Raw genomic sequence first — 13,226 nt, forward strand, 5'->3', positions numbered from 1 at the left:
TGGGGCCAAAGCACCGCCAGTGTCTGGTCTCAGGCCAGATGTGCCATGAATACCTGGCACAGGGCCTCCATGCCGATACGGTCCTCTGCATCAAAGCGTCCCGCGACGGGGCTGTCCACGTCCCAGACGCCCAACAGCGTGCCATCGGCCCGCACCAACGGCACGACGATTTCGGATTGCGAGGCCGCATCGCAGGGGATGTGACCTGCAAATTGATTCACATCCTGCACGACCTGAGTCTGGCGGGTGTGGGCGGCAGTGCCGCAGACCCCCGTTCCGAGCGGAATGCGGATGCAGGCAGGCTTGCCCTGAAAGGGACCGACCACCAGCTCGGTGCCGTCATAAAGATAGAAGCCGGCCCAATTCAACCGGGACAGGCTATGGAAAACCAAGGCGCTGAAGTTGGCCGCGTTGGCAATCAAGTTGGGCTCGCCGGTGATCAGGTGTCGTGCCTGTTCAACCAGGCTGGCATAGTGGGCGGTCTTGTTGGCAAAGGTTTGTGGCGACAGGTGAAACATGGATCAATCCTGATCTGTGGTGATTCACGCATTGTAGAGCCGGGCGTGCCAGGCTTTAGTCTGGACTGCATTCCGTGTATATTCAGTTACTTCAAACTTAACCTAGGGTTCGATACCCAAGGAGCCCGATTTGGCTGATGCGCGTGGCCATTCCGTAGAACCCAATTCAGATCCCGGCACCCGTCCGGGATTTTTCGATAGTCTGCGCACCCGGTTGTTTTTGGCCGTGTTGGTGGCTGCGATCCCCATCATTATCGGCATGGGGTATTACATCTGGCACCAATACAAAGGCTTGGTGGCCAACGCCGAACATAGCGCTGAAAGCCTTGTTCAGATTACGGTAGCCTACGATCGCACCTTGCTGGATGATGCCCGGGATGTCTTGCTGGCTCTATCCAACTCGCCGGTGCTGCGCGATGGGCGCTGGGATCAATGCCGGGGCTATCTGGCGACATTGCTGTCGCGTTTGCCGCGCTATCTCAATTTAGGGGTAGCCAGCGCCGAAGGCTATCAAGTCTGTTCTGGTTTGCCCGATCCGAACCCCAACGGTGCTTATCTGGGCGACCGTCCCTATATTCAGGCTGCCATGGAGCGGCCCGATGTCGTGTTGGGGGGGTTTATTATCGGCCGCATGTCCAATATCCCGACGCTGGTGCTGGGGGTGCGCATTTCAGGTGACTCGGGCGTTACCTCTGGCGTGGCCTTTGCGGGGCTCAATCTGGGGTATTTGCGTGCCGGGGCTGCCATTCCGGACTTGCAGCCGCGTTCGCGGCTGTGGATACTGGATCGCGAAGGCCACGTATTGCAGCGCATTCCCGGCGACATCAGCCATCTGGGCGAGCGGGTGGACCCATACCCGCCTGGCGGCGTCGGCTTGCTGCGCAGCACGTATCTTGACGCCAGCGGTGAGCCTTGGGTGTCCTTTACCATGCCCAGTGGCCCCAGGGGGGATCCCCTGGGTATTTCCGTGCGCTATGAAATTCCCGAAACCTCGCTCTATGCCGAGGCTAGAAGCGCGCTATGGACGGGACTGGTCATCATGGCGCTGCTGCTGGGTGTCGTGATGCTGGTGGCCTGGAATCTGACCCAACTGGCGGCCGGGCGCAGCCTGGAATACTTGCGCGAGGCGGTGCGGCGGCTGGCTGCGCAGGACTTTTCCTGGCGCGTGGCGGATCGGCTGCATGGCCGCGATCTGCGCGAAATCGGACAGCAGTTCGATGCCATGGCGGATGCCTTGCAAAGCACACAGCGCCACCTGCAGCAGTCCGAACAAAGCTACCGCCTGCTGTTCGAGGGCAGTCCGAATCCCATGCTGGTGATGGGCACAGACAGTGGCCGCTTCCTGGCGGTCAATGATGCCGCCTTGCTGCAGTATGGCTATGATCGTGAGGCACTGCTGGCTTTGACGCTGGATGATTTGCGCGTCGCGGTGCTGGACAATCAGTCTGGCTCATCCTATTTCTACGAGCATCATCGACATCATGACGGCCATGTCTTGTTGGTCGAGGTGCGTAGCCTGTTCCTGCGGTTTACCGAACAATCTGCCCATGTGTTGGTGATTCGGGACCTGACCGAGCACCATGCCCAGCAACAAGCTCTGGCCTATCAGGCATCCCATGATCCGCTGACCCAATTGCTTAACCGAGGCGAGATCCTGGATCAGCTGCAGCGCCGCACTCAACAGACATCTGACCAGGGCTGGGCCCTGGTACTGTCCAATCTGGATGGCTTCAAAGAGGTCAATGGGGCGTTGGGTCATGATGTGGGCGATCGCATGCTGCAAGCCGTCGCTACTCGTTTTCGGGATACATTGGGCGCGGATTGCGTGCTGGCCAGGCTGGGTGGCGATGAGTTTGCATTCTTGCTGGAAACCAACCACGAGGTCCAGGCACGCGGTCGCGTCTATCGCCTGCTGGCAGCGATTCGCGAGCCTTTTTCCTTTAACGAGATGCAACTGCGCATCAATTGCAGTTTTGGCCTGGCCCTATATCCGGACCATACCCGCGAACCTGACGAGTTGGTGCGGTTTGCCGACGCTGCCATGCGTCGCGCAAAGCGTGAAGGTCTGGGGATCGCCGTCTTCAATGCCCAGGACCGAACCCATGTGCATGATCGTTTGTTGTTGCGGGCGGAGCTGCGCACCGCCCTGGCGCAGGGCCAGTTCCTGCTGCACCTGCAGCCGAAAATCATTCTGAACTCTGACCACTACGCCGAAGGCACTCCGGTCGGGTTCGAGGCCCTGGCGCGCTGGAGTCACCCCGAGCGCGGCCTGATTCCCCCCGCCCAGTTCATTCCTATCATCGAAATCACGGACTTGATCCACCCCTTTACCCGCTGGGTGGTGGATCAGGCAGTTGCCGCTTGCGTCCGGCTGCAGGCCGTGTATCCGGGGGTTGGGATTGCGGTCAATATTTCAGCGCGCAATCTGCTGGACGAATACTTTCCGCAGCAGGTCGAAGATGTGCTGATCCACCATGGGCTGGACCCGTCCCTGCTGGAACTCGAAGTCACCGAGAGCGTCATCATGGCCGATCCGGCCCGGGCGCTGCGCACGCTGTATGCCTTGCATGGCCTGGGTGTGCGCCTGTCCATTGATGATTTCGGCACTGGGTATTCCTCATTTGCCTATCTTAATCGCCTGCCGGTCGATGCCTTGAAAATCGATCAGTCGTTTGTGGCGGGCATGGTCGAGGATGCGGATCTCGCCGCCATTGTGCGCTCTATCATCGACATGAGTCACACGCTGGGCTTGAAGGTGATTGCCGAAGGCATTGAAACTGCCGCTGTGCAGCAGCAATTGCGTGACATGGGTTGCGATATGGGACAGGGCTATGGCATAGGCCGACCCATGCCCGCAGACCAGGCGTTGGCCTGGTTGCGGGATGCCGGGTCAGTTCATTCCTGATAGGGTTCGAACTTCCCGGTATCGGGGTTACGGATGAATAGCACGCCGGTGGCGACCCCGAAGTACGCCCCATGAATGGTGAGCTGGCCTGCCTCCACCCTTTCCCGCACAGCGGGGAAGGTCAGCAGATTATTCATGCTGTATTCCACGACGCCCCATTCCATCTGGCGAATCCATTCAGCATAGTCGCCTGTGCGGGGGCCGATCTTATCGACCACGGGCTGAATCTGCGACATCCATTTACCGATGAAGTCGGGCTTGGACAAAGGGGCGGTCTGATTGGCAAAGGCAGACACGCCGCCGCAGCTGGCATGGCCCATGACGACGATATGGCCGACCTCCAGGGCGTTGACCCCGAATTCGATGCAGGCGCTGGTGCCGTGAAAGGCCGTTTCCGGATCTGCTTCGCAGGGTGGAACGATGCCGGCGATGTTGCGCACCACGAACATTTCCCCCGGGCTGGCATCAAAAATAGCCTCGGGTGCCACGCGTGAGTCGCCGCAGCTGATCAACATGATGTCGGGGTGTTGGCCATATTGGGCCAAATCGAGATAGCGGGCGCGCTCAGTTTCGAGTCGTCCGTGCAGGAATGATTGGTAGCCTTCGGTCAATCGTTGAGGGAACACAATGGATGTCCTTTTGGTTTGAGGGGGGCTTGTGGGTTACGTGAAAATATTGCCGGCTGCCGCATTCAGCAGTAACTGATTAAGCGGGCCAGCCGGATGACTATGCTGGACGGTGATGGCATAAAAATGCTCGGTCAGTTGAGAGGATTGCCCGATATGCACCAGTTCGCCAGATTGTAGTTCGTCTTGTACCACCACCTGAGGCAGCATGGTGATCCAGCCGCTGTCGCGCGCGACCAGGCGCAGCATGGTCATGTCGTCGATTTCAGCGCGCAGTCTGGGTTGCACCCCAACGGAAAAGCACAGGGCATCGAATTGTGGGCGCACGCTGTGGCGCGCACTGGGTACGGCCATTTCAACGCCATTCAGATCGTGCGGGACGCGCAGTGTCGTGCCGGCCCAGCGGTCGGCTCGCCCCACCAGAGAAATCACTTGGCTCCCGAGAAATCGGGAAGATACCGGGCGAGCTGGGTCAGAGGGAAGTGGTTCGTTGGCCAGCACCACGTCCAGTTGATGGCGCAACAGCCGTTCCACCAGAACCTGTAAGGAACCTGAATCGACTGACAGCACGACGGCAGGGTCGTGAAATAGCGGATTCAGCCAGTTGACCTGAAAGTTGCGCGACATGGTGGATACGCTGCCCACGCGGATGTGGATAGTCCCTTCGTCGCGGCCTTCCAGCCAACCCAGCATCTGTTCGCCCAGGCCGAAAATGCCTTCGGCATAGACAAATATCTGCTGACCAATGGCGGTGAGCTCCAGGTGGCGTCCCTGGCGGTCGAACAAAGGGGTGCCCAGCCGACTCTCCAGTTGGCGGATCTGGGTGGAGAGGGCGGATTGAGATGTATGGATTTGTTCAGCAGTATGCGTCAGAGAACCGTTTTTCGCGACTCGCCAAAAATAGAACAAATGCTTGAAATTCAGCTGGTTAATGTCCATCGTTCTGTTTTGTAGAACATTCAAATATCATAAATGTAATTTACAGAATAAATAAAAGACCCAAGAATGTGCAAGTTGTTTTTTGGAGTCGCTGTGTTGTTCTTGTCATATGAAATGAATTTCTTGCTGGCTGTGATGCCGGCGGTGCTGATGCTGATTGCCGTTGGCCGAGCGTACTGCAGCAAGCAGCCAGTGGAACGCATGTGGTGCCAATTCAATCGACTGACGCTGGCGGCGCTGGTATTTGCATTGCTGGGCTTAGTGTCGCAGTTGACCTTGGGCTTCTTGCCGGGTGGTACAGGCCCGTGGATGGATGGGTGGCTGGCTGCCGGGCTGTTTGGTGCCTGGGTCAGCTTGCTGGTGCAGTTGTTGGGACTTGTGATTGGCCTTTATTCTTCCAGGCATCTGCGTGGCGAGCCGCGCCAGCAAGTCTATATCACAGCCTTGGCGGCTGTCCTGGCTGGCGTGCATGTGCTATTGCTGGCCGACCACTGGCTGGTTCTGATCGCAGCGTGGGCAGCAATCGGCCATGCCATGCATTATTTGTTGTGTTTTTATCCGGATCGCCCATTTGCCTTGCTGGCGGCGCATAAGAAAAAAGCAGCGGACAGGGCGGCCGATGTGCTGTTGGTTCTGGCCGCCACGCTGGCATGGTCACAGGTTGGCAGCGGGTCTTTGTCGGCCTTGTGGGTTTATATTGCGGCAGGCCATGCATCCGGCGTTTTAGCCTGGAGCGGGGTCTGTCTGGCGCTGGCCGTGATTGCGCGCACTGCGCTGATGCCCGTTCATGGCTGGCTGGTCCAAGTAATGGAGGCCCCCACGCCAGTCTCGGCGCTGCTGCATGCCGGGGTGGTCAACCTGGGGGGGTATGTGCTGGTGTTGTTTGCCCCTTTATTGGGTGTGTCGCTGGCGGCGCGCTGGTTGTTGGTGGGCTTTGGCCTGGTATCCGCCATCGTGGCGGGGCTGGTGCTGCTGACCCGGGTCAGCCAGAAGGTGCACCTGGCCTGGTCCACGATTGCCCAGATGGGGTTCATGCTGCTGGAGTGTGGCCTGGGTTTGTACCTGTTCGCAGCCCTGCACCTGCTCGGCCATTCTCTGTATAAGGCACATAATTTTCTCAATGCGTCAAGCGCGGTCCAGGCATGCAATCGCAAGTTGATGCTGGGTGAATACCGCAACTCAGGTCTGAGCATGCTGCTTGCCGTGCCGGTTTCACTCTTTGTCGTTTTTACGATTCAGCTTGCCTTGGGCAGCCATGCCTGGCACTGGTGGTGGAGCGCTTTGCTGGCGCTGGCCTGGGCGCCGGTTTTGTGGGTACCTGCTATGCAGCATGAGCTACCGATGCAGCGCTGGGTGCGCTGCTTGACCGCATTGGCGTGCGCTGCATTCCTGACGCTGGCTGCTGGTGTGCTGGATCAGGCCCCGATCGGCGCGGGCAGTGATCCGCTGGAGGCGGCTGGTGTGGTGGCTCTGGCCGGCATGGCGGCCATGTATCTGAGCATGGTGGCGCTCCAGCGCTGGCCGCAGGCGGCGATTGGTGTGCGCCGCTGGGTGTACGCCGGTTTTTATATGGATGAAGGCTATACCTGGTGGCTCTTGCGCCTGTGGCCGACGGCCTGGGCAGCTGTCGGGCGTCCTTCTGTTCCAGTCCGCCCGGCCCTGGTGGCGGGTCATTCGACCCAGGGATTTTGATATGCAAGCGCAGACTGCACAGAGGCTGTCCGAGACAAGCCTGGCGGACCGGGATGATGGGGCCTGGCAGCAGGCCCTGGCGCTTGCGTGCGCCGGTATCATGCCCGCCTGGCCATTGGATCAGGCGGTGGCGGTCAACCCCCATTGGCGCCGGATTGGGATGCCGATTCGGCGTGTTGCGGCCCGTTTGGCGGTGCTGGGGGACTTCCATGTGTTTCCCGCACGCGACATGATGCGCCAGGCATGGGCGACGGGCGAGATGACCGGCGAAGACCTGGCTTTGGCCCTGCAGTTGCAGGCCTCGATGGGGCCATGCTCCGTGACGCAGGATCATTGCGTGGCTCAATTGGCCGGGCCTGCACGGGTGCGTAGCGAGCCTTTGCTGGTGGATTTGCTCGATGACGCCGTTCAACGAAATCGGCGCTGGCCGTGGCGGGCGGCTATTGTGTTTCAGCTCAGTCAGGTGTGCGCGACATATTTCGATCGCCATCAGGCGGATTGGCGGGCAGTCGGTAGCCCTGGCTTGTATGGCTTCTGGCGCGAAAGCATGGTGGGCGATCATGGTCTGAGCGCCCGATTGGGTTTATCCGGTCTGATGGCGCAGATCCGTCAACTGCCCTTGCAGCCTGAACAGGCGATTCCCTGGGCCTTGGCGCAACTCGAACTGGATCAGGGTGCCTGGCCGGATTACTTTGAGGCTTTGCTGCTGTCGATCAATGGCTGGGCCGCCTGGTGCGCCTATATTGGCTGGCAGAAAATCCCGGCTGCTCAGGAGGATGCGCGGCTGAGCGATCTGCTGGCCTGTCGACTGGCCTGGGAGGCCGTGCTGGCGAAGGCCGTGCCCGCAGCGGCGCGCAAGACCGCGCTGACTGCTCTGAATGCCAGTTGGCATGAGGTCGATCAGCGGATTGCCGAGGCGGATGATGCATTGATTGTGGATGAAATCTGGCAATGTGCGCTGGACATCGGCTTTCAGCGTGGTTTTGCCCAACTGCTGCGTACATCCGCGCCGATCCAGCCTGCAGTGGTGCCGGAAGTCCAGGCGGTTTTTTGCATCGATACCCGTAGCGAACGCATGCGCCGTGCCTTGGAAGCCCTGTGGCCTGGGGTGCAGACGCGGGCCTTTGCCGGGTTTTTCGGCATGCCCATCCACTACACCCCGTTGGGGACAAATGTCCGTCGTCCCCAATTGCCTGGTTTGGCCTATCCCAGCATTGCCGTGCAGGATGTCGTGACGGCTTTTGGCGAGACGGGTGCCGATGAGATCAGGACGGCGCAAGCCAGTGCGGCGCGTCGCCATCATCTGGCACAGGAGGACCAGTGGCTGGGGTTGACGCGCTGGCCCAATGCCACCTTTTCCTTTGTCGAAGCCTTTGGGGTGGGCTATCTGGGCAAAATTGCCCGCTGGATCAGGCCTTCGGCCAAATCGAGGACGAGTGAGGATCAGCAGCGCCTGTTTGCAGCGCACCGGGGTCAGTGCAGGCCCATGGTGATGGGGCTGGATATAGCCCAGAAAGTTACCTTGGCGGCGGATATCTTGCATACCATGGGGCTGGATGATCGCCTGGCGCCCTTGGTCATTTTTTGCGGTCACGCGGGTCACAGCACGAATAATGCGCACGCCTCCACGCTGGACTGCGGGGCTTGTCATGGCCGCCCAGGGGATGCCAATGCACGGGCGCTGGCACTGATGCTGAATGATGATCAGGTGCGTGCCGGACTGCAGCAGCTGGGGCTGAAGATCCCGGCTGAGACCGTCTTTATGGGGGCGCTGCACAATACCACCACGGACGAGATCACGGGATTTGATCTGGATCTGTTGCCGCCAACTGCCTTGGCGCGTTGGAAAAAAATGGAGCAGGTTTTTACCGATGCGGGGGATAGGATACGCCGTGAACGCGCGCCGACTCTGGGCATGGAGGTCAGACCAGACGCTGCGAGCTTATTAAGGGATTTTCGCAGGCGCGCCAATGACGGGTCGCAGACGCGGCCCGAATGGGGACTGACGCGCAATGCCGCCTTCATCATTGGCCCGCGTGAACGCAGCCGCGACCGATTGCTGGATCGGGTCTATCTGCACGACTATGATGCCCGCTTCGATCCTGATAGCCGCGTGCTGGAGCAATTGATGATGGGCCCCATGCTGGTGACGAACTGGCTGTCCTGGCAATACCACGCATCCAGTTGCGACCCCTTGCACTATGGGGCGGGCAACAAAGTGCTGCACAATGTGGTGGATGGTCATATCGGCGTATTCGAGGGCAATGGCGGGGATTTGCGCATTGGTCTGCCCCAGCAGTCCTTGAGCGATGGTCAGGGCTGGTATCACCAGCCGGTGCGGCTGACCGTGGTCATTGATGCGCCTGCTGATGCGATTACCGCCGTGATTGCCCGCCATACTGTGTTGCAACAACTGTGCGACCACGGCTGGATGTGGCTGTGGCGCTACGAGGGCAATGCCCTGCAGCGCTATGCGCAGGGGGGCTGGTTGCCGGTGCCGGTCTGATCAACGTCGTCCTGAACGTAGAATGGCCGCGCCGATTTTTTGTACCTGGGGTACCGACAGCACCAGCCCGCCCAAGGTAATCACCAGAATCCCCAGCCATGCCATGGTATCGGGCAGTGTCCCAAATATCAGCCCGCCCAATATGGTTGCCCAGAGGATCTGCGCATAGCTGTAGACGCCCAGCTTGGTGGCGGGCGCATGCAGCAGGGCATAGGTAATGGTCAGGTGGCCCACGGACGCGATCCCGCCTATGCCCAGCAATAGCATGAAATCCATGGTCTGCATGGGCGCCCAGTCGCTGACACCCCACGGGGTCAGGATCAGGACGCCGATCAGGCCGGTGTAGAAATTGCTGGTGGCGGCGTGTTCAGAAGCGCGGACTGAGCGGGTGACGAGCTGATAGAGGGCATTGCACAGGGCCGAGCCCAGCGGAAACAGAATCGCCCAGGTCAGCAGCCCCCCGCCGGGTCGGGCGATGATCAGCACTCCGATAAATCCGCAGCCGACGGCCAGCCAGTCCATGGTGCGGGCTTTTTCCTTCAGTAACAAGCCCGAGAGCATGACGATCAGCACCGGAGCCAGAAACACGATGGCCGTGGTCTCGGCCAGCGGCAGACGGGCCAGGCCATTGATGACAAAGACGCTGCCGCAGCACAGGCACAAGCCCCGCAGCAACTGGATGCCGTAACGATGGGCCATCAGTAACTGGCGGCCCATGGCGGGTGCAAAGATCAGCGCCACCGCCAAGGTCTGGGCCATATAGCGCACCCAAACAATCTGCATCAGCGGGTAGTGTGCGGCCAAGTACTTGGTGCCGGCGTCCAGCATGGCAAAGCAGAGGCTTGCGCCGCACATCAAGACGGGGCCCAACCAGGGAGGGGATGATTTTTCGGTGGTCATGGAAAGTCAAAAAAACTGCCAGGCACCGTGTATCGGCATCCTGGCAGGCAAATCATAGTGCTTTTTGGTTGATGGCGCGGCCTTGCAGGGCGCTTCGTAGGGTCTCCCACGGCGCGGCTTGCAAGGTGCTTCGCAGGGGCTCCTCACGGCGCGGCCTGCGGGGGGCTTCGCAGGGTCTCCCACGGCGCACCTTGCAAGGTGCTTCGATTCGATAGGCGATGGACAGTCCGCAGGGGACTGTCCATCGTCCGATCTCATCCCGAGTTTCTGAGGCCTGCGGCGATGCCGTTGATGGTCATGTGGATGGCCCTTTGGACGCGGGATTCCTGTTCGTTGGCGCGATGGGCCGAGGCCGGCCCGGAGCGCATGCGGCGCAGTAGCTCCACCTGCAGGTGATTCAGCGGGTCGATATAGGCGAAACGTTCGGCCAATGCTGCCTGCAAGGGGGCGTCGTGTGCCAGCAGATCATGCCCGGTGATATCGCGGAAAACCTGCACCGTGGCATGGTATTCGGCTTCGATGCGGCTAAAGATCTGCTCGCGCAGGGTCTGGTCCGTGAGCAGTTCGGCATAGGCCCGGCCAATCGCCAGGTCGGTTTTGGCCAGCACTTGCTCCATGTTGGACAGCAGCGTGCGGAAAAACGGCCAGTCGCGTGCCATGGCCTGCAGTCGGTCCAGGCGGGCTGCCCGGTCCAGCGCATGGTCTGGGCCACCGTCTTCCAGGTATTGCGTCAGGGCGGTGCCAACCCCGTACCAACCCGGTAGCGGCAGGCGGCATTGCGCCCAGGAAAACGACCAAGGGATTGCGCGCAGATCTTCGATGCGTTCCAGGGCCTTGCGTGACGAGGGTCGCGAACCAATGTTCAGTCCCGTGATTTCGCGGATCGGGGTAGAGGCGAAGAAATAGTCTGTAAAGCCTTCGGTGTCGTAGACCAGGTCGCGGTAGGCGTGGCGGGCAGTCTCCGACATCCAGGCCATGGCGGCGCCGTATTCGGCGGCCCGTTGGTCTTCGGTGCGTGCCGCCGAGGTACCAGCCAGGGTGGCCTCCAGGGTGGCGGCCACGAACAGTTCCAGGTGCCAGCGGCCTACCTCCACATCTTTGTAGCGGCTTTGGATGATTTCACCTTGTTCGGTCAGGCGGATCTGGTTATTCACCGTGCCAGGGGGTTGTGCGACGATAGAGTCATAGCTGGGGCCGCCGCCCCGGCCCACCGAGCCCCCGCGCCCGTGAAACAGGCGCAGGCGGGTATGGTGTTTGTGAAAGACTTCGACCAGTCGGCGTTCGGCCTGATACAAAGACCAGTGTGACGTCAGATAACCGCCGTCCTTGTTGCTGTCCGAATACCCCAACATGACTTCCTGGATGCCTTGCTGCACCTGCTGCACACGGCTGGCAACTTCGGGCAGTGAGAGCCAGGCGTCCATGATCTCGGCGCCTCGTTCCAGGTCGGGGATGGTCTCGAACAACGGAACCACCATCAGTCCTTCCTGGGGGCGGGCATTATTCACCGTTGGGGCGATCAGGCCGGTTTCCTGTTGCAGGATCAGCACCTCCAGCAGATCGCTGAGGGTTTCGGTGTGCGACACGATGGATTGGCGGATGGCCGCCGTGCCAAATCGACGGCGGCAGTCCGCCGCCATGCGCAGAATTGCCAGTTCCTTGGTGGTCTCTGGCGAGTAATCCACCCAGGGCGATACCAGGGGGCGGGGCTCGTGCAATTCTTGGCGCAGCACGCGCACACGATCATCTTCGGATAGCTGAGCATACTGGACAGCCTTGCCGTCCAGCGTGACCTTGGCCTGGCGCATCAGTTCATCCAACACGCGTTCATGCACATCGGAACTCTGGCGCAAATCCACGGTGGCCAGGTGAAAGCCAAAAATCTCCACGGCTTGGCATAGGTGGCTCAGGCGCAGACGACCCACCAGGGCGCCATGGTGGGCATCCAGGGATTCAGTGACGGTGCGCAGGTCGGCAGCCAGGTCTGCCGCTGTGCCATATGGCGGGGCGTCGTACGTGTTGCGTCGAGCCAACCGGCGTCCGGTCAGGGCCAGCGCTGTGGCGGCCAATCGGGCGTAGATATGGATGCAGGCGCGCCGATAGGGCTCGTCCTGACGGTGGGATGATGAATCCTGGCTGCTGGCAGCCAGCTCGGCCAGGGCCGGGCTGACGCGCATCAGCGATTGCGAGACGGACAGCTCCGACCCCAATTCGTGTACCTCGGTCAGGTAATGGCGCAAGGCGTGGGCGCATTGGCGCAGCAGGGCCTGTTCCAGCGTGGCGTCGTCGACGTTGGGATTGCCGTCGCGGTCGCCGCCGATCCAGCTACCCATGTGGGCGAATGGCGGCAGGGGCGTGTTGTCTACGTCAAAAGGGCTTTTTGGGGGTTTGCGCAACAGTGCACCCATGTCCAGATGCAATTGCGGCAGGGTGCTGAAAAAAGTGCTGGTGTAATACGACAGGGCATTGTCGATCTCGTCCAGTACGGTGAGCTTGGTCTGGCGCAGCATCCGGGTTTGCCACAGGGCAGCGATCAGGCCGGTCAGACGTTCTTGCTGGCGGGCGGATTCCAGGGGCGCGTGCGGGATGTCCATGCCGCGCAGATGGCGGGCAATGGCCTGGTGCAGGTCCAGCGTGCTTTTACGCTGGACTTCAGTGGGATGGGCGGTCAGCACCGGGACGATGCAGGCTTCTACCAGGTGTTGGCGGATTTGTTCGCCGGACAGGCCTTCGGTTTTCAGATGATCAATGGCGTGTTGCAGGCTGCCTGGGGTTGCCGGGCCTTCGGCCTGCCATTGCAGGCGCTGGCGGCGGGTTTGGTCGCGGTCTTCGGCGATATTGGATAGGTGCAGAAAATAGCTGAAGGCGCGCGCGACCGAATTGGCTTCGCTGTCGGCCAGGCCGTGGATCTGGCGCTCTAGCAGGCTGCCGTCGCTGTCCTGGCCTTCGCGGCGGAATGTGACGGCGGCCCGGCGCAGCTTCTCGATGACGTCATAGATGGAGCGTCCTTCGCATTCGCGGATGACTTCGCCCAGTGTTTTGCCCAGTAATCGAATATCTTGCCGCAGGGGGGATATGGCGTCAGTCGGGGATGCTGGGTTCACAAGGTCTCCATCGGAAACAGGTTAAATGGACCGATC

8 protein-coding genes are annotated in these 13,226 nt (G+C 60.6%); 3 read left to right on the forward strand and 5 right to left on the reverse strand.

All coding sequences use genetic code 11. The features are described from left to right. Positions 1-29: 29 nt before the first annotated feature. A complete protein-coding gene (locus VDP81_RS10370; RefSeq protein WP_323012254.1) occupies positions 30-518 on the reverse strand; it encodes a GAF domain-containing protein in 489 nt (162 codons plus the stop codon). A gap of 130 nt (positions 519-648) precedes the next feature. Here VDP81_RS10370 and VDP81_RS10375 point away from each other — a divergent pair, with 130 nt between their 5' ends. Then, positions 649-3,423, forward strand: a complete 2,775-nt coding sequence (locus tag VDP81_RS10375; RefSeq protein ID WP_323012255.1) for an EAL domain-containing protein — start codon at positions 649-651, stop codon at positions 3,421-3,423. On the opposite strand, the gene VDP81_RS10380 is transcribed toward VDP81_RS10375, so the two are convergent. After that, positions 3,414-4,049, reverse strand: coding sequence for a carbonic anhydrase (locus VDP81_RS10380; RefSeq protein WP_322996227.1), 636 nt, complete (start codon positions 4,047-4,049; stop codon positions 3,414-3,416). The genes VDP81_RS10375 and VDP81_RS10380 overlap by 10 nt on opposite strands. Positions 4,050-4,085: 36 nt before the next feature. Beyond that, positions 4,086-4,988, reverse strand: coding sequence for a LysR family transcriptional regulator (locus VDP81_RS10385; RefSeq protein ID WP_322996228.1), 903 nt, complete (start codon positions 4,986-4,988; stop codon positions 4,086-4,088). 93 nt (positions 4,989-5,081) lie between these two features. On the opposite strand from VDP81_RS10385, the gene VDP81_RS10390 reads away from it, so the two are divergent. Both VDP81_RS10390 and VDP81_RS10395 read left to right on the forward strand, forming a co-directional pair. Continuing rightward, positions 5,082-6,680 carry an NADH-quinone oxidoreductase subunit L gene (locus VDP81_RS10390; RefSeq protein WP_323012256.1) on the forward strand — a complete coding sequence of 533 codons (1,599 nt, stop codon included), beginning with the start codon at positions 5,082-5,084 and terminating at the stop codon, positions 6,678-6,680. Position 6,681: 1 nt separating this feature from the next. Continuing rightward, complete coding sequence (locus VDP81_RS10395; protein WP_323012257.1) at positions 6,682-9,186, forward strand: DUF2309 domain-containing protein; 2,505 nt, start codon at positions 6,682-6,684, stop codon at positions 9,184-9,186. On the opposite strand, the gene VDP81_RS10400 is transcribed toward VDP81_RS10395, so the two are convergent. Together VDP81_RS10400 and ppc are read right to left on the reverse strand one after the other, a co-directional pair. After that, complete coding sequence (locus VDP81_RS10400) at positions 9,187-10,086, reverse strand: DMT family transporter (protein WP_322996231.1); 900 nt, start codon at positions 10,084-10,086, stop codon at positions 9,187-9,189. A 254-nt stretch (positions 10,087-10,340) separates the two neighbouring features. Then, on the reverse strand, positions 10,341-13,190 hold the full coding sequence (ppc, locus tag VDP81_RS10405) for a phosphoenolpyruvate carboxylase (protein ID WP_323012258.1): 2,850 nt from the start codon (positions 13,188-13,190) through the stop codon (positions 10,341-10,343). Positions 13,191-13,226 lie beyond the last annotated feature (36 nt).

It is taken from the genome of Castellaniella sp. (assembly GCF_034675845.1).
In the GTDB taxonomy this organism is placed as follows: domain Bacteria; phylum Pseudomonadota; class Gammaproteobacteria; order Burkholderiales; family Burkholderiaceae_B; genus Castellaniella.